23 protein-coding genes, 1 rRNA gene and 2 pseudogenes (1 of these 26 running past the window's edge) are annotated in these 20,292 nt (G+C 39.1%); all 26 read left to right on the forward strand.

Annotation, left to right across the window (positions count from 1 at the left end; all coding sequences use genetic code 11):
• Positions 1–459, forward strand: partial view of a YfcE family phosphodiesterase gene (locus tag HHK02_RS02620; RefSeq protein WP_181462725.1) — the 3' portion only. Its footprint begins 66 nt before the window's first position; the window shows 459 of its 525 coding nt (coding positions 67–525); its start codon lies beyond the left edge, outside the window; its stop codon occupies positions 457–459.
• Entirely contained in the window at positions 460–903 is a 444-nt protein-coding gene (gene cbpB / locus HHK02_RS02625) for a cyclic-di-AMP-binding protein CbpB (protein WP_003671910.1), read from the forward strand.
• Positions 904–1,737 (forward strand): HAD-IIB family hydrolase, encoded by an 834-nt coding sequence (locus HHK02_RS02630; protein ID WP_003671908.1) that lies wholly within the window; start codon positions 904–906, stop codon positions 1,735–1,737. It abuts the gene before it with no gap.
• Positions 1,738–2,613, forward strand: coding sequence for a mechanosensitive ion channel family protein (locus HHK02_RS02635; RefSeq protein WP_181462726.1), 876 nt, complete (start codon positions 1,738–1,740; stop codon positions 2,611–2,613).
• The gene (locus HHK02_RS02640; protein WP_181462727.1) at positions 2,614–3,054 is read left to right on the forward strand and encodes a DUF948 domain-containing protein; all 441 of its coding nucleotides are present in this window, start codon (positions 2,614–2,616) and stop codon (positions 3,052–3,054) included. It abuts the gene before it with no gap.
• On the forward strand, positions 3,055–3,513 hold the full coding sequence (locus HHK02_RS02645; protein WP_078009180.1) for a hypothetical protein: 459 nt from the start codon (positions 3,055–3,057) through the stop codon (positions 3,511–3,513).
• Positions 3,514–4,614 carry a M24 family metallopeptidase gene (locus tag HHK02_RS02650; RefSeq protein ID WP_168240223.1) on the forward strand — a complete coding sequence of 367 codons (1,101 nt, stop codon included), beginning with the start codon at positions 3,514–3,516 and terminating at the stop codon, positions 4,612–4,614.
• Positions 4,615–5,625: a catabolite control protein A gene (gene ccpA, locus HHK02_RS02655; protein WP_181462728.1), complete on the forward strand. Its 1,011-nt coding sequence runs from the start codon at positions 4,615–4,617 to the stop codon at positions 5,623–5,625.
• Positions 5,626–6,471 (forward strand): hypothetical protein, encoded by an 846-nt coding sequence (locus HHK02_RS02660; protein WP_181462729.1) that lies wholly within the window; start codon positions 5,626–5,628, stop codon positions 6,469–6,471. It abuts the gene before it with no gap.
• On the forward strand, positions 6,472–7,218 hold the full coding sequence (locus tag HHK02_RS02665) for a YebC/PmpR family DNA-binding transcriptional regulator (RefSeq protein WP_153706347.1): 747 nt from the start codon (positions 6,472–6,474) through the stop codon (positions 7,216–7,218). It begins immediately after the preceding gene.
• A complete protein-coding gene (gene comGA, locus HHK02_RS02670; RefSeq protein ID WP_181462730.1) occupies positions 7,219–8,196 on the forward strand; it encodes a competence type IV pilus ATPase ComGA in 978 nt (325 codons plus the stop codon).
• Entirely contained in the window at positions 8,197–9,231 is a 1,035-nt protein-coding gene (locus tag HHK02_RS02675; RefSeq protein ID WP_181462731.1) for a type II secretion system F family protein, read from the forward strand. It abuts the gene before it with no gap.
• Entirely contained in the window at positions 9,232–9,543 is a 312-nt protein-coding gene (gene comGC / locus HHK02_RS02680) for a competence type IV pilus major pilin ComGC (protein ID WP_003667658.1), read from the forward strand.
• On the forward strand, positions 9,544–9,978 hold the full coding sequence (locus HHK02_RS02685) for a hypothetical protein (RefSeq protein WP_168240225.1): 435 nt from the start codon (positions 9,544–9,546) through the stop codon (positions 9,976–9,978).
• Positions 9,979–10,269, forward strand: coding sequence for a hypothetical protein (locus tag HHK02_RS02690; protein ID WP_181462732.1), 291 nt, complete (start codon positions 9,979–9,981; stop codon positions 10,267–10,269).
• A complete protein-coding gene (locus tag HHK02_RS02695; protein ID WP_168240227.1) occupies positions 10,270–10,701 on the forward strand; it encodes a ComGF family competence protein in 432 nt (143 codons plus the stop codon).
• A complete protein-coding gene (locus tag HHK02_RS02700) occupies positions 10,702–11,499 on the forward strand; it encodes a class I SAM-dependent methyltransferase (protein WP_181462733.1) in 798 nt (265 codons plus the stop codon).
• Entirely contained in the window at positions 11,500–12,696 is a 1,197-nt protein-coding gene (locus HHK02_RS02705) for an acetate/propionate family kinase (RefSeq protein WP_003671880.1), read from the forward strand.
• Positions 12,697–13,305 (forward strand): metallophosphoesterase, encoded by a 609-nt coding sequence (locus HHK02_RS02710; protein WP_003671879.1) that lies wholly within the window; start codon positions 12,697–12,699, stop codon positions 13,303–13,305.
• The gene (locus tag HHK02_RS02715) at positions 13,306–13,842 is read left to right on the forward strand and encodes a YutD family protein (RefSeq protein WP_003671878.1); all 537 of its coding nucleotides are present in this window, start codon (positions 13,306–13,308) and stop codon (positions 13,840–13,842) included.
• Positions 13,843–14,613 carry a TIGR01457 family HAD-type hydrolase gene (locus HHK02_RS02720; RefSeq protein WP_098047166.1) on the forward strand — a complete coding sequence of 257 codons (771 nt, stop codon included), beginning with the start codon at positions 13,843–13,845 and terminating at the stop codon, positions 14,611–14,613.
• A complete protein-coding gene (locus HHK02_RS02725) occupies positions 14,614–15,267 on the forward strand; it encodes a TIGR01906 family membrane protein (RefSeq protein ID WP_168240230.1) in 654 nt (217 codons plus the stop codon).
• Positions 15,268–15,915: a VTT domain-containing protein gene (locus HHK02_RS02730; protein ID WP_016496977.1), complete on the forward strand. Its 648-nt coding sequence runs from the start codon at positions 15,268–15,270 to the stop codon at positions 15,913–15,915.
• A 718-nt stretch (positions 15,916–16,633) separates the two neighbouring features.
• Positions 16,634–18,209 (forward strand): 16S ribosomal RNA (locus tag HHK02_RS02735).
• Positions 18,209–19,177 (forward strand): annotated as a pseudogene (locus tag HHK02_RS02740) (ISLre2-like element ISLre2 family transposase); the annotation flags it as partial. The gene HHK02_RS02735 and the pseudogene HHK02_RS02740, both read left to right, overlap by 1 nt.
• Before the next feature lie 43 nt (positions 19,178–19,220).
• A pseudogene (locus HHK02_RS02745) lies at positions 19,221–20,186 on the forward strand (ISLre2-like element ISLre2 family transposase); the annotation flags it as partial.
• Positions 20,187–20,292: the final 106 nt, after the last annotated feature.

The raw sequence follows: 20,292 nt of genomic DNA on the forward strand, positions 1-20,292 counted from the left end.
ATGGGGAATCAAGTTGACCTAATGATTCACTGTGGGGATTCAGAATTAGCTCCTGATCAGGAACCGATGAGCAATTTTAAGGCAGTGAAGGGGAATAATGATTATGGTTTGTCGTACCCTAATGAGTTGGTAATTAATGCTGGGCAAGAGCAGCTCTATCTAACTCATGGTCATTTACAGCGGGTCAATTTTTCTCTGACCCCTCTGATGCTTACCGGCCAAGAAAAAGGTGCCTCCATTGTGTGCTATGGGCATACTCATCAGTTAGGAGCCGTTTACGATCATCAAATGCTAATAATTAATCCTGGGAGCATCAGTTTTCCTCGTGGTGAATATGCTAAACTCGGGGGAACTTTTGCAATTATTGATGCGCAGCCTGAGCGGTTTATTGTTGATTATTATAACCGCGAGATGGAAGCTGTTCCTGAATTACATTGTGAATTCAGGCGTCAGAAATAAGTGATTGATCAGCGTTTGCAGACTTTATTGCTGAAAAATAAGCAGAAGTTTATGATCCCTGCCAGTTTAGTTGCAACAGTAAATCAAAGCAACAGTTTAGATCATGCATTTTTAGTCCTTACTAAGGATCGGTACGCTAAAATTATTGTGATTGATAATAAAAACCGTTACTGTGGTCAAGTTTCTTTGGCGATGATTACTGACCGATTATTGGAGACAAAACGGATCAATGTGGAGCGCTTAAACGAATTAAAGGTCAGGGATGTGATGCAAACCGATGCGCCAGTTATCCAAGATCCAACTGATATAGAAGAAAATTTACACCTCTTAATTGATCAGTCATTTTTACCGGTGGTGGACGATCATAATTACTTTTGCGGAATTGTGACGCGTCGTGAAGTATTAAAGGCGGTCAATTATACAATGCATACTTTTGGGAAATAAATGAGTATTAAATTAATCGCTACTGATATGGACGGAACCTTTTTACGAGATGACCATACTTACAATCATTCTTTATTTGCAAAGGTCTTTCGCCAACTTGAACGCCATAATATCTACTTTGTCGCTGCTAGTGGATCCAGCTTTCCACGTTTGCAACGAGAATTTAAAGACTACACCGCCAAGATGGGATTTATTTCGCAAAACGGTTCAGTTATTCATTTAGGAAGCAAATTATTTAAATCTTTTCCTATTAATCAAGAATCTTTAGCCCGGGTTATTCATGTCCTTGACCGTTTCTATGGTCCACAAGATATTAATCAATTAGTAATCTCTACTAGTGAAAAATCTTATGTTGATCAGGGGATGAGTGCTCATGATTTCAATATTGTGAAACTTTTTTATGAAAATGTAGAGCGTATCCCTGATATCCGACAAATTTTCACTCAACGGCCAACTGAAGATTTTACCAAGATATCGATTAATTTTGCTAACCATATCGATCTAAAAAAAGTTGCAACAACCTTAGATGGTTACTTACCACCATCCTTAATCATGGAAAATTCAGGCTTTAATACTGACTTAATCGGTAATGCTGCTGCAACTAAACAAAACGCTCTTTCTCTTTTGCAGTCTCACTTTAATTTAAAGGCAAATGAAATTGTTACGTTTGGTGACAATGAAAATGACCTCGGGATGTTAGCAATGACGAGTCAAAGTTACGCAATGCAAAATGCTCAACCAATTATTCAAATGCAAGCTGCCCACACCACAACAATTGATAATAATCATGATGGCGTCTTGCAGACTATTAATCAGTTAATTAAAAATGAATGAATGATCACTGGTGCCACTTCACTTACATCAAAACAAACGGAACAATTAAAAAAAGCTTTTACAGATTTATCCTGGCACGAAATTTCACAACAGCTTTTAAGTAAATTTCTTTTAATTATCGTTACGTTTGTCTTATTTTTAATACTTTTATGGGTAGGACGAGTTATCATTGTCCATCTTTTTCAAGAATCAAAAAAATACAATGTACTAAAAAATAGCAATCGGATGGCAACGGTAAAAGCCCTTGTCTTAAATATTTATCGTTATACTTGTTATTTTTTCTTATTATACGCCATACTATCAGAAATTGGCGTTCCAGTAGGGACACTGATTGCCGGAGCCGGAATCTTTAGTTTAGCATTGGGGCTTGGTGCGCAAAGCCTTGTTAGTGATATCGTGACTGGATTTTTCATCCTCCTTGAGCAACAATTAGACGTTGGCGACACTGTCCAAATTGGGCAAATCAAAGGAACAGTAACTGCTCTTGGTATTCGTACTACACAAGTTACTAGTTCTGACGGAACACTTAATTTTATTCCTAACCGTAACATTACTATTGTTCAAAACCTTTCACGAAATAATATGGTTAGCAACGTTGATATTCGGATTACTTCGAAAACCCCTCTTAGTAAGGTAGAAGAAATTATTACGCAAGTTAATAAAAAACTAGTTCCACAAATAAAGGCACTACAATTAAAACCAGTTATTGTCGGACCAGTCGTTACCCCAGACGGTGCGCTCGTTTTTCGTGTGACGATAACAGCAGTCAGCGGAAAACAATCAACTGTTGCTAGTCGCTTTTTGGCAGCATATCTTAAAGAATTACGAACAAATAATATTCCAATTGCCTGGGAGGGAGTACCTAATGAGTATTAAATGACTTTTGGCCAGTTGGCAGGGTTAATTGCGGCAATCGCATTCTTAATCTTAGTCATTTTTGCATGTATCCTGTTGAATCAATTGAGTAAGACAATGAAAGAAACAAATAAAAGTATTACAACTTTAACGCGGGATGTTCATTATCTTAGCCAAGAAATGGAGGACGTGCTAAGTAACACGAATACATTGTTAGACGATATTAACCGTAAATCAGAACAACTAGATCCGGCGGTTAAAGCGGTTGCAGATGTAAGTCAGAGTGTTTCGGAAGTGAATGCCTCACTTCAAGAAATGGTCGAGAAAGCCCGGTTGCACCGCGAGAAGCGACAATTTGACCGGAGTATTTTTAAATTTGCAGGAAAGACACTTGTTTTCGATGCTTTCAACAAATTTAGACAGCATCGGAAGCAAAAGAAAGGAATGATAAATAATGAGTAAATGAGTAAAAAATTACTTGCTGGGATATTATTAGGTGGAGTCGCAACATATGCTGCATGGAAGAAAATGGCGCCGGCTAAAAAAGAGGCATTGAAAGAAAGCGTTGATGAAAAGATTAATAAGGTTGCTGATTATGTGACTGACTATACCTTAGACGCATTAGACATTGTCGATGACCTTATGAGTGATTCTAACTTGAATGATAAGGTGAGCGGCGCTGCGGATGCTGTTAATAATGTTAAGGGTAAGGTAAAAGATAGCGCCAATAAAGTAGTTAATCATATGACTAATGATGACTTTGATAAGCAAACTGCTGATATTCGTGAGGAATTAGCGAAGAATAAAGAAGCAGATGAAGATAATAACGATATTATTATCGATGCTACTAGTGATCAAAAGCCAGCATCTACTGAAGACGATGAAGCAGATCAAGATGACGCTAATGCAGCCGATAAATAAGTGACAAAACTTAATCAATTACAAAGCGCTCTTACTGAAAAGGGATTAGATGCTGCTTATATTAGTGATCCAATGACCATTAATTACCTAACTAGTTTCTACAGCGATCCAGTAGAACGGGTATTAGCACTAGTCCTTTTTGCCGACAGTGAGCCATTTCTGTTTGCACCAGCGCTTGAAGTAGAAGCAATAAAGGATACTGGTTGGAAATATCCGGTATATGGGTATTTAGATCACGAAAAACCTTTTGAGCTTATTGCTGAACATATCAAAAATCATGCTGGTTCACCAATTAACTGGGGAATTGAGGGAGAATCACTAACTGTTGACCGTCTTCGTGCCTTAGAAGAAGTCCTCCCCAATGCTCATTTTAATACTGATCTCTCTCCTTTAATAGCAAAAATGCGAATGATTAAAAGCGATGATGAGATTACTAAGTTAAATGAAGCAGGGAAATGGGCTGATTTCGCTTTTAAAGTAGGATTCGAAGCAATTCAAATTGGTAAAACAGAACAAGAAGTTGCTGCCGATTTAGAATACGCTCTTAAACAACATGGGATTAATAAAATGAGTTTTGATACGCTAGTTCAAGCAGGTCCTCATGCTGCCGAACCTCATGGAGCTACCTCCAGTAATAAGATCCAAAATAATCAGCTCGTCCTCTTTGACTTAGGAACAATTGTTGATGGCTATATTAGCGATGCTTCCCGAACAGTGGCTGTCGGAAAGTTAAATGACAAACAAAAAGACATCTACAAGGTATGTTTAGAGGCTCAATTGGCCGCTCAAAATGCTGCGAAGCCGGGAATGACTGCTGAAGAATTAGATAAGATCGCTCGTGATATCATTACTGTAGCTGGTTATGGCGAATACTTTATTCACCGCCTCGGGCACGGAATGGGTAGCAGTGAACACGAATTTCCATCAATCATGGAAGGAAATCAGCTAGTTCTTGAACCTGGAATGTGCTTCTCCATTGAACCTGGCATTTATATTCCAGGTTTTGCCGGCGTCCGGATTGAAGACTGTGTTCATATTACAGAAGATGGTTGCGAACCATTTACGCATACAACTAAAGAATTACTAACTTTCCCTCATTAAATGGAAAAACAATCAGTAACAATTTATACGGTTGCCCGAGAAGCTCGTGTCTCAATGGCCACTGTTTCACGAGTAGTAAATGGCAATCCAAATGTAAAACCAGAAACTAGACAAAAGGTTTTAGATGTAATTAAGCAACTTAATTATCGTCCTAATGCAGTTGCACGGGGATTAGCTTCTAAAAAGACAACGACTGTCGGGGTAGTTATTCCTAATATAACTGATCCATACTTTGCGGAATTAGCATTGGGGATTGATGATGTTGCTTCAATGTATAAGTACAATATCATTTTAACTAATTCTGATTCTGATGATGAAAAGATCCTGAAAGTGGTGCGGAGCTTGCTTGCTAAACAGGTTGATGGACTTATCTTTATGGGTCATGATGTTTCTGATGATCTGCGAAATGAATTTGAAAGCACAAATACACCAGTTGTAGTAGCTGGTTCTGTTGTTAATGATGATGCTTTACCAAGCGTTCGGATTAACTACCAAGCAGCCGCCAAGGAAGCGACAGAATTTCTGCTAAAACATGGTGATCAACAAGTTGCCTATATTACTGGTCCATTACGATACTCAATTAATGGCGAAGACCGGCTCAATGGATATAAAGAAGCATTGGCAAATAATAATGTGCCATTTAATGAATTATTAGTAATTGAAACGGACGGGTCTTATCAGGCTGGATATGCAAAGGCACAAGAAGTTATCGAAAAGGGATTAAAGGCTGCTTATGTAACAGATGATAGTTTAGCTGCTGGTCTCTTAAACGGGCTTACGGATGCTGGTATTAGCGTTCCAGATGATTTTGAACTAATTTCTTCTAATGACACCAATTATACAAAGGTTGTCCGGCCAACAATCACTTCGATCACTCAACCTCTTTATGATCTTGGTGCCATTTCAATGCGGTTGTTGACAAAACTAATGGATGGCGATGACAGCAATGATGATGAAAAAAATGTTATTTTAGATCATGGCTTTGTTGAACGCCAATCAACTCGTAAGTAGGTGACAACCCGAAGTGAATTACGAGCACAACGACAAGAAAAAGTTGAGAAGCCAATAGAAGAAACACCGAAAAAGCATCATTTTCTATACTGCTTATGGGGTGTAATCTGTGTGACTTTACTCGGGCTAACATTACTAATTAATTCGACACTTTTAAATGTTAACTTTGTAAAAGAAGAAGTTACAAATTCGTCGCTTGAATCAGTTATGTTAAACCAGGTTAACAGTAGTCTAATTCAGTACGGGATTTCAACTTCTGTCTTAAAGAAAAGCGATACTGATAAGCTAATTAACCAGGCAATTGATCAGGTATATGCAGGTGAAAAAATTAATCTTGACCTATCACCTATAGTTAATAATGTGGGCGCATCTGTTAATTCCCAATTAGCTCAATATGGTTTGTCTACTTCCATGTTACCAGCAGGCAGTTCTTCAGCAATTGCTGGTAACATTAATTCGATGGTTAACAGTCAGTTAAATGCTCCCGAAGTTGCACAGTTAATTAATGGGATTAAAATTGCTAAAACGGTTGTTAATATTATTTTAGTGATTTCAATTATCAGCCTCGTTATATTGATTCTTAAGGGGTTATGGCAGCATCACTTAATTGGTAGTTTTAGGTGGATTTGTCTGTGGGGAACTATTTTATACACAGGAATCGTTATGACTATTCATGCGATTGCCCTTCAAATGGGTGCAGGCCAACCAGACATAAGTCCCTTTATTTCCCAGGTTGCTAATGATTTTCAGCAGACTGGATTTCACGGTTCAATGATGATGATTGTCATTAGTATTGTGTTATTTATTCTGCACTTTGTAAAACGAAAATGGCAACCTCGCCAGTAAATGTCAGGACATTCAAAATGGCATAACATTCAGGGACGTAAGAACGCCCAAGATGCTAAGCGTGGTAAGATTTTCCAAAAGATTTCACGTGACTTATACCAAGCAGCTAAAGCAGGTGATCCTGATCCAGCGAACAACGCTCAATTACGGCTTGTAATCGATAAGGCACACGCGGCCAACATGCCTAAGAAAAATATTGACCGTGCTATTGCTAAAGCTTCAGGTATTGGTGGAGCTAAGTTCGAAGAAGTTACTTATGAAGGTTATGGACCAGGTGGGGTAGCAGTAATGGTTTCTGCTCTTACTGATAACAAGAACCGGACTGCATCTGCTGTTCGTTCAGCATTTAGTCACTCTGGCGGTTCATTAGGTGCTAGTGGATCAGTTTCATACATGTTCGACCGTAAGGGATTAATCGAAATTCTCCGTGATGGTCTTGATAAGAGCGAAGATGATATGTTAATGGATGCTTTAGATGCTGGAGCTGAAGATATGAAGGCAACTGAAGAAAAGTTCCAAATCTTCACAGATCCAAGTAGCATGACAGATGTTCGTGATGCTCTTCAAGAACAAGGCTACGAATTAGATACTGCTGAAGTTACCATGATCCCTCAAAACCGGACAGAGGTACCTGCAGATAAGGCAAAGCAATACCGTCATTTGATTGATGAATTAACAGAAAACGATGATGTTGCTGATATTTACGAAACTGGTATTTTACCAGACGAAGATGACGATGAAGAATAAATGCCGAGTTTTGAAGAAGAATTAGCAAGAATGATTCGCAAGCAACCGAGTGACCTATATATCTTACCTTATGATAGGTATTATCAATTATCCTTAGCGATAAGGGGGACCCTATTACCTTTTAAACAGGTTACGCGTGACTATGGTCAACGTTTTATCTCATATTTAAAATATTGCGCCAATATGGCAGTTAGTGAGCATCGACGACCCCAGCTAGGCGCTTTTAAATTTACTTATGCTCACCAAAAGATCAATTTACGCTTATCAAGTGTTGGTGATTATCAAGGGAGGGAATCACTAGTTATTCGCTTTATATATCCTCTTAATGATATTAGGTTTAATTTTTTAGTTCCTCATCAGTGGGAAAGATTACAGAAATACCGTCAACAACGAGGTTTAATTCTTTTTGCCGGGCCAATGGGGGCTGGTAAAACAACTACCATGTATCAGCTTGCTCGACAGCTATTGCCGAAACAAATTGTATTAACAATTGAAGACCCCGTAGAAATTGATCATCCGGGATTTATTCAATTGCAAGTAAATGAATTAGCGGGGATGAACTATGAAAGTTTATTAAAATTGGGATTACGGCATCGCCCAGATGTATTTATCATTGGAGAAATTCGTGATTCACAGACAGCAGCTATGTCTGTCCAGGCCGCATTAAGTGGTCACTTAGTTTTGGGAACTATCCATGCTCGAAATGCTTATGGAGTTGTTTCTCGCCTTCAACAATTAGGGATAGATTCTTATTACCTTCAGCAAGTATTAACGGCAGTATCTTATCAGCGTTTAATTCCGTTGGTGAATGGAGAACAAGCCATCTTATGTGACCTGTTAAATCGACATCAATTTAGTGGTTTGCTTAGTGGCACCAAGAAAGGAGGAATATCTGATGAATGGTCAAAAGCTCTTCAGCAGGCTGTGGAAAATGGCGAAATTACGGAGAATACTGCACGTCAATACCAACAAGGTTAAATGGCGAAATTACGGAGAATACTGCACGTCAATACCAACAAGGTTAAATTCAATCATCAGCAACAAGCAGATTTTTTCCTTTTATTAGCAGATTTATTAAGTGTTGGCTTTTCTGTCAAAGAAGCACTTGATTTTATCAAGGCTGTCAATCCGAAGCTAGGTCCTTGGATTGCTTCTATAGATAAACGAATGCAAAAGGGAGCGAGTTTTGCCCAGAGCCTGCAGTCAGAAGTAAAAGACGATTTGTTTTATCAATTACTATTAGCAGAAAAGCATGGTAATTTAACAAAAACATTGAGTGAAGTAGGAAAGATACTTACAGCACGAGAACAGCAACGAAAAAAATTATTTAGTCTCCTGCAATATCCGCTAATTCTTTTAGGGATGCTAGGGGTGGTGATTTGTGGGTTAATTTTGTTTGTTTTTCCAGAATTGAAAGTCTGGCAAGGCGAGAGGCAAACTTTGCCGCTAATTCACATGATTACGTTAGGAGCAACGTATCTTTTTACCGTTATCTTTATTAGCGCTGTATTTCAGGGGCTAAGATGGCATCAAATGAATAAGGAACAACGGCTAATTAAGATCTGTACAATACCGATGATCGGAAAATGCTATTGTTATTATTTTCAATATTATTTAACTAGTATATTAGGATCAATGTTGCAACAAGGATTATCGTTGGCTGAAATTTGTGAAATTACCCAGAGCTTTGATAGAAAATCAATTCTTTATATTTTTGGTAACAAAATAATGACTACTATTCAACATGATGGAGATATTTCAAAAGTGGTGGCTACCTACTCTTTTCTTCCTAATGAATTAATTGTTTTTATGAATAAGGGGGCGACCAGGGAAAATATGGGACGGGACTTAATTGTTTTCGCGAATTTAAAATTTAAGGCCCTTACAACTGCAATTGAACATTTATTGATTTTTGTTCAACCAGTTATCTTTAGCATTATTGCAATCATAATTGTTATTTTATATCTTAGTATCTTATTGCCAATCTGTCATTCATTCCAAGGAGTTTATTAAATGAAAATTTTAAAGAAAAAACAATCAGGCTTCACCTTGCTCGAAATGTCAATCGTCTTATTTATTATTAGCCTACTAGTATTGATTATGCTGCCCAATCTCTCTCAACAGCGAAAGCATGCTAATAGTATTCATGGAAAAGCGATGACATCTGTAATTCAGACCCAAATTGATGCATATGAAAATGAAAATGGAACTGATAATGTCAGTTTAGAGGAATTGAATAAAGCAAATTATCTGACTGATGCGCAGGTTCAACAGGCCCATCACGAAAAAATTGTAATTGTTGATGGGAAGGCAATTCAGCGATGAATGAATTTTCGTGAAGAAGGGTTTACGTTTCTCGAAGCAATTATTGTTTTAGGAATAACGGCCCTCCTTTTACTAATTACGATTCCAAATTTTACAAAAACGCGTCAAAAACTAGCTGAAGAACAATTTTGGCAATCATTGCGTCAAGATTGGCAGTGGGCGCAATTAAAGTGTGAGAGTAAACATCAATTTGTTGTAATTCGCCACGACAAAAATAACGAAATGATTACTTTTCGTATAAATGATCAAACGAGAGAGACAAAAGAAATCCTTATTCCCTCAACACTGAATGTTGAGTGGTTTGGTGAACTTTATCTTACGCCAAATGGCTATACGCGCCCCTGTACCCAGCGTTTTAAATCATTAATCGATGGTCACTATTACTACATGAAGATTCAATTAGGATGGGGAGGATACCGAATTGAGAAACGCTAATTGAGAAACGCTAAAGTAAAAGCATTTATGATGGCAGATAGTTTAATTAGTTTATTTATTGTAGCGATGGGGATAAATTTATTTTTTATTTGCGAAAAACAATTGTGGTTACAAAATAGAAATCTTCAGCTAAAAATGGCCGCAACGAGGTTAGGAAAAGAGGCTAGTGATTTATATGCGGTTAAAAAGCAATCAGTTATTTTAAGCCGTGGTGATTTAACCGCAAAAGCAACGGTCCAAAGGGTGGTTGTTTATAATAATGATCGATGCCTTTGTCGGGTTGAAAGATGAATGAAGAAGGGGGCCTTTACTTTAATAGAAGCGACTTACGCGTTAATTATTTCTTCATTAGTGATTATCAATATAAGTTTAGTTACTACTAGCATGAGACAAGTAGGTAAAATGAACTTAGAATCAACAATCACTTGGCATTTGTTTTTACGGGAATTAGAATCAGTCAATCATCGTTTTGAATTAATGGAGGTTCGTGATAATTGGTTATTACTGTACAGTCAGACAACTGATCAAAAGTATGAATTAAGAGAAAACCATGCTCTATACCTAACGTGTCAGAATAAAGGTGGTTATATGCCATTGTTAGATAACATTAAGAATCATGAATACTCGTTTACGCAACTTGATTCCCAACGAGTATTGATTAAGGTGACAAGGAAGGATGGAGAGAAAGCAAGTGCAATTGTTAAGTTTTATCCACCAAAATAAGTGAAGCCAGAAATTATCCGACAAATTATCCAGCTGAGTTTTTTGAAAGTAATTCGAAAAGATGCAATTCAGGCTAATCATCAAATGACTCCTGATACAATTGGCTTAATCATGGCTTTCTTAATTGAAAAGGTTACAAAAATCAAGGAGATTAAGACTGTTTTTGATCCAGCCGTTGGGACAGCTAATTTATTAACGACTGTGATGAATCAGCTTAAAGTAAATGGAGATAAAGACATCGTTGGTTACGGAATAGATAATGACGAAGATATGTTGGGAGTTGCGAGTGTAAATACAGAATTACAACACCTTAATGTAAAGTTGTACCATCAAGATGCTGTAACTGCTTTAGATATTTCTCAATGTGATTTAGCTATTTCTGATTTGCCAATTGGTTACTATCCGCTTGATGAAAACGCCAAAAACTATCAAACACGGGCTAAAGAGGGTCATTCATATGTTCACCATTTGTTGATTGAACAATCTATGAATTATCTTAAGCCCGGTGCATTTGGGGTATTCTTAGTGCCTAGTAGCTTATTCCAAACTAAAGAATCACAATCATTTGTTAAATGGATTCAGTCTGTTGCCTATTTACAAGGACTTATCAATTTGCCAGCAGAACTTTTTGCTAATCCGAATGCGCAAAAATCAATTTTGTTATTGCAGCGCCAAGGTGGAGATAGCAAACAAGCAGTTAAAGTTTTGTTGGGTGAGTTTCCTTCATTTAAGGATAAAGCAAAATTTGCTTCATTCATGGATGATATCAGTAAATGGGTAACAACGAATTTACGTTAAATGTCAAAAACAATTGCAGTTAACGCTGGTAGTTCAACACTTAAATTCAAATTATTTGATATGCCAAGTGAAGAGGTAGTAGCTGAAGGTACGATTGAACGTATTGGTGAAAAGATGGGCCATGCTAAGATTAAGTATGGTAATGGTCAAAAGCATGAAGAAGATAAGCCATTTGTTGATCATGCTGCCGCAGTTAATTATTTGTTAGATAAGTTAATTGAATTAAAGATTGTGGCAAGCTATGATGAAATCACAGCAGTAGGTCACCGAATTGTTGCCGGTGGAGAATTCTTTAAGGATTCAACAATTATTGATGATGATGTTATTAGCAAGATTGATGAATTGTCAGAATATGCTCCACTCCATGAGCCGGCAGAATTGGTTGGTATTAAAGCTTTCCGTAAAGTATTACCTAATGCATTTGCGGTTGCTGTTTTTGATACATCATTCCATGTTGATATGCCAGAAATGAATGCATTGTACAGTGTGCCTTATGATTGGTATGAGAAGTATGGTGCGCGTAAGTATGGTGCTCACGGTACCAGTCACCGTTACGTATCTGCACGTGCTGCGGAAATGTTAGGCAAGCCAGTTGAAGAACTTAAATTAATCACCATGCATATTGGAGCAGGTGCATCAATCACTGCCGTAAAGAATGGTAAGTCATTCGATACGTCAATGGGCTTTACGCCTGTTGCTGGAATAACAATGGCAACTCGGTCAGGGGATGTTGATCCATCCTTAATTGCTTTTATGCAGGGTAAACTAAACTTATCCTCAGATGAGATGATTGATATTTTGAACCATAAGTCTGGTTTACTTGGTATTTCTGGTATCTCCCCAGATATGCGTGATATTCTTGCAGCTGCTGAAAAGGGTGACGACCGAGCACAACTTGCATTAGATATTTATGTTAACCGCATTGTCCGTTACATTGGAGCATATATTGCTGAAATGGGTGGCGCAGATGCCATTGTCTTCACTGCCGGTGTTGGTGAAAACAGTGTTCCAGTACGAAAGATGATCACAGATAAGCTTGACTACTTTGGCATTAAGATTGATCAAGAAAAGAACGACTGCCATGGTGTTGAACGTGATCTTTCTGCTGATGATGCAAAGATTAAGACATTATTAATTCCAACTAACGAAGAATTAATGATTGTTCGTGATATTGAACGTTTAAAGAAAAATAACTAAATGAAGTTTTGCACGTCAGATACTCATTTTTTTCATGATAGTCTCCTTGGTACAAATAAATTTGCACCAAGGCCATTCAATAATGTCAATGAGATGAACCAAACGATTATTAATAATTGGAACGATAAGGTTGGTGAAAATGATATTGTTTATCATTTAGGAGACATTGCTCTGTACTTTACTAAACCTCAACGAAATGCCTATCAAGCAATCCTTGAGGTGTTATTACAATTACATGGACACTTAATACTGATAAAAGGCAATCATGATAATCGGGCCCTTTTTAAATATCTAGAAAGTAATAATTATGAGTTTAATGGACTTCCTAAATTTCAGTTTCATGATGTGGGAGTACTATTAAAATATAATCACCGTCAGTATTATTTAACTCATTATCCTCTTATGTTAGGAATAGCACCGCAAATTATTAACCTTCATGGCCATATTCACCACTATTCTGTTCCCATTAAAGAAAATATAAATGTAGGCGTGGATGCTCCTGAATTAGACTATCTTGAAAATAAGCCTAAATTTGGAGCTCCGCTGAATTTTCATGAAATAGAAGAAATCGTAGCGCAAAAAGCTATGAAGTATCCAGGACAAAAATAAATGAATAGAGCTAAGATTCAAGATTATATTGATCAGCGTGAAGAGCAACGATCTTTAATCTATCATATTGAAAAAAAAGACCAGACACATTTTACCGTTAATGGACATCCTTACGAATTAGTAAAGGACTACCGTGACGGTTTTAATTCAGAAAAATTCGCAGAACGATTTAGCAGTGTTCTGAGTAAATATGACTATATCGTTGGGGATTGGGGATATGACCAATTACGCTTAAAAGGTTTTTATAATGATGATAATCCCTTATTTGAACCAGAATTGGGTGCTGATACGATTGAGGATTATTTATTTGAGTATTGTAATTTTGGCTGTGCGTATTTTATCCTTCACAATGATGATGTTTGTATTCCACGGCACAGTTACCGTCAGCGTCGAAAGAAAACTACGCCAGTCATTCATGAACGGCGACGGCAGGTTAAACAACCGAACGTGCGTCAACGACATAATCAGCGTGCAGAACGTGTAAAAAACGGTCATCGGCAAAAATTTGTGATTCATCAACGAAAAAAGAGGAGCTAAATGAAAGATTATCAAGGATATTTTATTGATTTAGATGGGACGACTTATAAGGGCAAAAAGCAAATTCCAGCAGCCGGAAGATTTATCAAACGACTACAAGATGCCAAGAAAGAGGTCTTGTTTGTAACAAATAATAGTACCAGAACGCCAGATTTTGTCGCTGAAAACCTCCGTGAAAATCATAATATTAATGTTACGGCGGAAAATATATACACAACAGCAATCGCAACTGCTGACTATTTACGGTCAATGGCGCCGATAAAAAGTAAAATTTATGTTATTGGTGAGTCAGGATTAAAGTTGGCTTTAGAAAAGCGAGGGTTTATCTTGACTGATGATCAACCTGAATATGTTGTTGTAGGATTAGATACGAATGTTACTTATGAGAAGCTTGAAAAGGCAGTCTTGTTAATTCGAAATGGCGCTAAATTTATTGGGACCAATGCTGATAGTAATTTGCCTAATGAACGAGGGATGGTTCCTGGAGCAGGTTCGATTGTAAAGCTAGTAGAATATGCAACTCAAGTGAAACCTGTGATGATTGGTAAACCAGAAGCAATAATTATGAAAATGGCACTTGAAAGAGTTAAATTGCCTAAAGAAAGGGTAATTATGGTCGGCGATAACTATCATACTGATATTGAAGCAGCAATTAATGTTGGAATGGATAGTTTATTAGTTTATACTGGTTTATCGCGTCCAGAAGAAGTTATAAAAGAAAAAATCCAGCCAACATATAAGGTGAATAATCTTGATGAATGGGAAATTTGAATGAATGGGAAATTTGAATTTATTCAGTGGGGAAGAGCAATCTTATTGACACTACTTAGTTTAGTTGTTGCAATTAGTATTGCTCTTTTTATCGTTATTAATATCTCACCTTTTTTTATAACAATTCCTAAGCACCTCCTAGGATTATCTGCCTCTGAATTAATAGCTGATTATGGAAGTGTCATTAAATATATCCAGCTTCCGGCCCAGCGAGTCCTCGAACTAAGATATTTACCAATTGCCCCTTCTGCAGTTCACCATTTTGAAGACGTAAAACATTTGATTTTATTGAATGAAGCTGTGATGGTGGTTTCGCTCCCGTTGTTAGTGTTTGGATTGAAAAAACAAAAACGGCAAAATCAGCTCTGGCGCCTGATTTTACCGTTTCAGATGTTATTTATTTTATTGCTCTTTAGTGGGTTTATGGGGATAACAAATTTCGATGTCCTTTTTATTAAATTTCATTATCTTTTCTTTAGCAATATGGATTGGCTATTTGATCCACGAACAACGCCAATCATATTGTTGATGCCTGAAAATTTTTTTACAGTACTATTTGGATTATGGTTAGGATTTATATTGATAATCTTACTTTTGATCTGGGGATGGATAAAGCTTATGTTAAGCATCTTCTTTAACAAAACGCGAACGTAATTGGCAACTCTTATTGATTTTATATTACACATTGATGTTCATCTAATTCAGATTGTTAATCAATTCGGCGATGCAACTTATTTAATTTTATTCGCTATTATATTTATTGAAACTGGTGCAGTCATAATGCCATTTCTACCTGGAGATTCCCTTCTCTTTGCTGCAAGTGCACTAGCTGCTGACCCACGTTATCATCTTAATATTTGGATTTTTATTTTTATTTTCTTATGCGCCTGTTTGGGTGGAGACTCCCTTAACTTTTTAATTGGTCATAAGATTGGGAAGAGCCTTTCTAACCACTCACTTTTTGGTAAATTAATTGATAAAGATAGTCTAGAACGTGCCGAAGTCTTCTTTGAAAAGCATGGCGCGCCGGCTATTATTCTCGCCCGTTTTATTCCGATCATTAGAACATTTGCTCCATTTGCGGCAGCAGGTTCTGGTTTCCCCTACAAGCAATTTATTCGTTATAGTGTAATTGGCTGTGTTATCTGGGTAGCACTTTGTTGTGGATGTGGTTACTTCTTCGGTAATCTTCCGTTTGTTCAAGAACACTTCTCTGTCATCATTCTTGCAATTATTGTGGTTACGTTAATCCCAGCCGTTGTCGGAGCATTACGTTCGCGTTTTGTTAAAGAAGATGCTTAAAAAATCCATGTATAGTAATTACCGTTGTCAAAGCAGTTAAGTGCTGTTGAGATGTTTAACAAAAAAATTAAAAATAATTGTTGACATCAACTTGATGACATGATATATTAATGAAGTTGCTGATTGAGCTATCAATCAAAAGAAATTCAAAATTAATTAAATTTTCTTCTTGACAAACTGATCTGATATATGTTATAATAAACGTGTTGATTGGCTGCTTGATTAGCCAACGGGTAGACCTTTGAAAACTGAACAAAGTTTCGACGAATCAAATGTGTAGGGTCTTCAATCACGATGTGATTTGAAGTAAAACATTTGCGAAGTCAATTCGCTTAATAACAAAGATAATTGAGAGCTATTCAAGTTCTTGTATGTTTTATATGAGAGTTTGATCCTGGCTCAGGATGAACGCCGGCGGTGTGCCTAATACATGCAAGTCGTACGCACTGGCCCAACTGATTGATGGTGCTTGCACCGGATTGACGATGGATCACCAGTGAGTGGCGGACGGGTGAGTAACACGTAGGTAACCTGCCCCGGAGCGGGGGATAACATTTGGAAACAGATGCTAATACCGCATAACAACAAAAGTCGCATGGCTTTTGTTTGAAAGATGGCTTTGGCTATCACTCTGGGATGGACCTGCGGTGCATTAGCTAGTTGGTAAGGTAACGGCTTACCAAGGCGATGATGCATAGCCGAGTTGAGAGACTGATCGGCCTATGAGAGTTTGATCCTGGCTCAGGATGAACGCCGGCGGTGTGCCTAATACATGCAAGTCGTACGCACTGGCCCAACTGATTGATGGTGCTTGCACCGGATTGACGATGGATCACCAGTGAGTGGCGGACGGGTGAGTAACACGTAGGTAACCTGCCCCGGAGCGGGGGATAACATTTGGAAACAGATGCTAATACCGCATAACAACAAAAGTCGCATGGCTTTTGTTTGAAAGATGGCTTTGGCTATCACTCTGGGATGGACCTGCGGTGCATTAGCTAGTTGGTAAGGTAACGGCTTACCAAGGCGATGATGCATAGCCGAGTTGAGAGACTGATCGGCCACAATGGAACTGAGACACGGTCCATACTCCTACGGGAGGCAGCAGTAGGGAATCTTCCACAATGGGCGCAAGCCTGATGGAGCAACACCGCGTGAGTGAAGAAGGGTTTCGGCTCGTAAAGCTCTGTTGTTGGAGAAGAACGTGCGTGAGAGTAACTGTTCATGCAGTGACGGTATCCAACCAGAAAGTCACGGCTAACTACGTGCCAGCAGCCGCGGTAATACGTAGGTGGCAAGCGTTATCCGGATTTATTGGGCGTAAAGCGAGCGCAGGCGGTTGCTTAGGTCTGATGTGAAAGCCTTCGGCTTAACCGAAGAAGTGCATCGGAAACCGGGCGACTTGAGTGCAGAAGAGGACAGTGGAACTCCATGTGTAGCGGTGGAATGCGTAGATATATGGAAGAACACCAGTGGCGAAGGCGGCTGTCTGGTCTGCAACTGACGCTGAGGCTCGAAAGCATGGGTAGCGAACAGGATTAGATACCCTGGTAGTCCATGCCGTAAACGATGAGTGCTAGGTGTTGGAGGGTTTCCGCCCTTCAGTGCCGGAGCTAACGCATTAAGCACTCCGCCTGGGGAGTACGACCGCAAGGTTGAAACTCAAAGGAATTGACGGGGGCCCGCACAAGCGGTGGAGCATGTGGTTTAATTCGAAGCTACGCGAAGAACCTTACCAGGTCTTGACATCTTGCGCTAACCTTAGAGATAAGGCGTTCCCTTCGGGGACGCAATGACAGGTGGTGCATGGTCGTCGTCAGCTCGTGTCGTGAGATGTTGGGTTAAGTCCCGCAACGAGCGCAACCCTTGTTACTAGTTGCCAGCATTAAGTTGGGCACTCTAGTGAGACTGCCGGTGACAAACCGGAGGAAGGTGGGGACGACGTCAGATCATCATGCCCCTTATGACCTGGGCTACACACGTGCTACAATGGACGGTACAACGAGTCGCAAGCTCGCGAGAGTAAGCTAATCTCTTAAAGCCGTTCTCAGTTCGGACTGTAGGCTGCAACTCGCCTACACGAAGTCGGAATCGCTAGTAATCGCGGATCAGCATGCCGCGGTGAATACGTTCCCGGGCCTTGTACACACCGCCCGTCACACCATGGGAGTTTGTAACGCCCAAAGTCGGTGGCCTAACCTTTATGGAGGGAGCCGCCTAAGGCGGGACAGATGACTGGGGTGAAGTCGTAACAAGGTAGCCGTAGGAGAACCTGCGGCTGGATCACCTCCTTTTAATGCACGCCGTGCATGAGTTAGGAAATCAGGTAGCTAAACAAACTCAAGCAAAAGAACACCAAGCTACTCCTCGCCATATGCCTAAAAATTTAACTATTGAGGGTGATGCCTTTATGATTAAAGGCAAAAAAGAAGTAGGTCAGCTGACTCTTGTGCACCATTATCGGGTTTATGAGCGAGTAGCTAATCAAATCATTAATCGGCATGACTTTCTCAGTGTTGGGCACCAGGGACGGCTTGAAGCACGACTAAGTGATTATTTAGACCGCCATTATAAGCTTGCCGGTCAAACGATCTTTTTGGCCAGTGACGCTGGCCCAGGTTACGAACCAGCTAAGCTATTAAGTCTAGTTCCTCAAGGTGCACACGGTGAATACTTTCTCGACCGCTATCATTGTTTACAGAAAATTGAACATACTTTAGGCCGGCACAACGAATTAGCCATGCGAGCAATTAAAGCCGTTCGTCATCATGATCAAGCAGAGCTAACGATAATTTTAGATACTTATGAATCACAAAACTTAACAGAAAAACAAGCAGACGACCTAATGCGTTTAAGAAAGTATCTACAGCGAAATTGGCGGTATATCCTCTCGCCACAAATGCGTGGATTTAAGGATATTCATTTAATCGGTTCAGTCGAAAGTTCTCACCGGGCTTTTACTTACCGAATGAAGAAACAGGGCAAGTCATGGACTGAGCAGGGGGCTAAAGCCATGATTGGTTTAATTGAAGCCCGAATGAATGGTCAACTGCAAGCTAGTTTAAATACGATCCTAGAACAATTAACAGTTCTTCCTCGAGTGGCTCAAACCAGCCTATTACAGGAAATGCATATTCGAACTGGAGAGTTTCTAAGAAAAGCACCGACAAAGCCGTCAATTGGAGCAGTACAAGGAATAATTCCGATTAACACGGCCACAAGTAGACCAATGGGACAACTTTTTAAGGCACTAACCCACTAAAACTGTATATTTAAAGGCTACCTATGAAAACTTGACAGATACGATGCACGCCGTGCATGAGTTAGGAAATCAGGTAGCTAAACAAACTCAAGCAAAAGAACACCAAGCTACTCCTCGCCATATGCCTAAAAATTTAACTATTGAGGGTGATGCCTTTATGATTAAAGGCAAAAAAGAAGTAGGTCAGCTGACTCTTGTGCACCATTATCGGGTTTATGAGCGAGTAGCTAATCAAATCATTAATCGGCATGACTTTCTCAGTGTTGGGCACCAGGGACGGCTTGAAGCACGACTAAGTGATTATTTAGACCGCCATTATAAGCTTGCCGGTCAAACGATCTTTTTGGCCAGTGACGCTGGCCCAGGTTACGAACCAGCTAAGCTATTAAGTCTAGTTCCTCAAGGTGCACACGGTGAATACTTTCTCGACCGCTATCATTGTTTACAGAAAATTGAACATACTTTAGGCCGGCACAACGAATTAGCCATGCGAGCAATTAAAGCCGTTCGTCATCATGATCAAGCAGAGCTAACGATAATTTTAGATACTTATGAATCACAAAACTTAACAGAAAAACAAGCAGACGACCTAATGCGTTTAAGAAAGTATCTACAGCGAAATTGGCGGTATATCCTCTCGCCACAAATGCGTGGATTTAAGGATATTCATTTAATCGGTTCAGTCGAAAGTTCTCACCGGGCTTTTACTTACCGAATGAAGAAACAGGGCAAGTCATGGACTGAGCAGGGGGCTAAAGCCATGATTGGTTTAATTGAAGCCCGAATGAATGGTCAACTGCAAGCTAGTTTAAATACGATCCTAGAACAATTAACAGTTCTTCCTCGAGTGGCTCAAACCAGCCTATTACAGGAAATGCATATTCGAACTGGAGAGTTTCTAAGAAAAGCACCGACAAAGCCGTCAATTGGAGCAGTACAAGGAATAATTCCGATTAACACGGCCACAAGTAGACCAATGGGACAACTTTTTAAGGCACTAACCCACTAAGCATTCTTTTTATGAGTAGTCAATAAACTAGTAGACATGGTATCATTTAAGTGCGTCATTTGACGGACATCCTTTCATATAGGTTTGGTTCACTTAATATGATACC

Origin of the sequence: Limosilactobacillus reuteri, assembly GCF_013694365.1 — a bacterium.
GTDB lineage: Bacteria > Bacillota > Bacilli > Lactobacillales > Lactobacillaceae > Limosilactobacillus > Limosilactobacillus reuteri_E.

Excerpts from the sequence above, each read along its gene's own strand:
- HHK02_RS02630 (WP_003671908.1), top strand. The coding sequence starts at position 904 with ATGAGTATTAAATTAATCGCTACTGATATGGACGGAACCTTTTTACGA.
- HHK02_RS02635 (WP_181462726.1), top strand. The coding sequence starts at position 1,738 with ATGATCACTGGTGCCACTTCACTTACATCAAAACAAACGGAACAATTA.
- HHK02_RS02640 (WP_181462727.1), top strand. The coding sequence starts at position 2,614 with ATGACTTTTGGCCAGTTGGCAGGGTTAATTGCGGCAATCGCATTCTTA.
- HHK02_RS02645 (WP_078009180.1), top strand. The coding sequence starts at position 3,055 with ATGAGTAAAAAATTACTTGCTGGGATATTATTAGGTGGAGTCGCAACA.
- ccpA (WP_181462728.1), top strand. The coding sequence starts at position 4,615 with ATGGAAAAACAATCAGTAACAATTTATACGGTTGCCCGAGAAGCTCGT.
- HHK02_RS02665 (WP_153706347.1), top strand. The coding sequence starts at position 6,472 with ATGTCAGGACATTCAAAATGGCATAACATTCAGGGACGTAAGAACGCC.
- comGA (WP_181462730.1), top strand. The coding sequence starts at position 7,219 with ATGCCGAGTTTTGAAGAAGAATTAGCAAGAATGATTCGCAAGCAACCG.
- HHK02_RS02675 (WP_181462731.1), top strand. The coding sequence starts at position 8,197 with ATGGCGAAATTACGGAGAATACTGCACGTCAATACCAACAAGGTTAAA.
- comGC (WP_003667658.1), top strand. The coding sequence starts at position 9,232 with ATGAAAATTTTAAAGAAAAAACAATCAGGCTTCACCTTGCTCGAAATG.
- HHK02_RS02685 (WP_168240225.1), top strand. The coding sequence starts at position 9,544 with ATGAATTTTCGTGAAGAAGGGTTTACGTTTCTCGAAGCAATTATTGTT.
- HHK02_RS02695 (WP_168240227.1), top strand. The coding sequence starts at position 10,270 with ATGAAGAAGGGGGCCTTTACTTTAATAGAAGCGACTTACGCGTTAATT.
- HHK02_RS02705 (WP_003671880.1), top strand. The coding sequence starts at position 11,500 with ATGTCAAAAACAATTGCAGTTAACGCTGGTAGTTCAACACTTAAATTC.
- HHK02_RS02710 (WP_003671879.1), top strand. The coding sequence starts at position 12,697 with ATGAAGTTTTGCACGTCAGATACTCATTTTTTTCATGATAGTCTCCTT.
- HHK02_RS02715 (WP_003671878.1), top strand. The coding sequence starts at position 13,306 with ATGAATAGAGCTAAGATTCAAGATTATATTGATCAGCGTGAAGAGCAA.
- HHK02_RS02720 (WP_098047166.1), top strand. The coding sequence starts at position 13,843 with ATGAAAGATTATCAAGGATATTTTATTGATTTAGATGGGACGACTTAT.
- HHK02_RS02725 (WP_168240230.1), top strand. The coding sequence starts at position 14,614 with ATGAATGGGAAATTTGAATTTATTCAGTGGGGAAGAGCAATCTTATTG.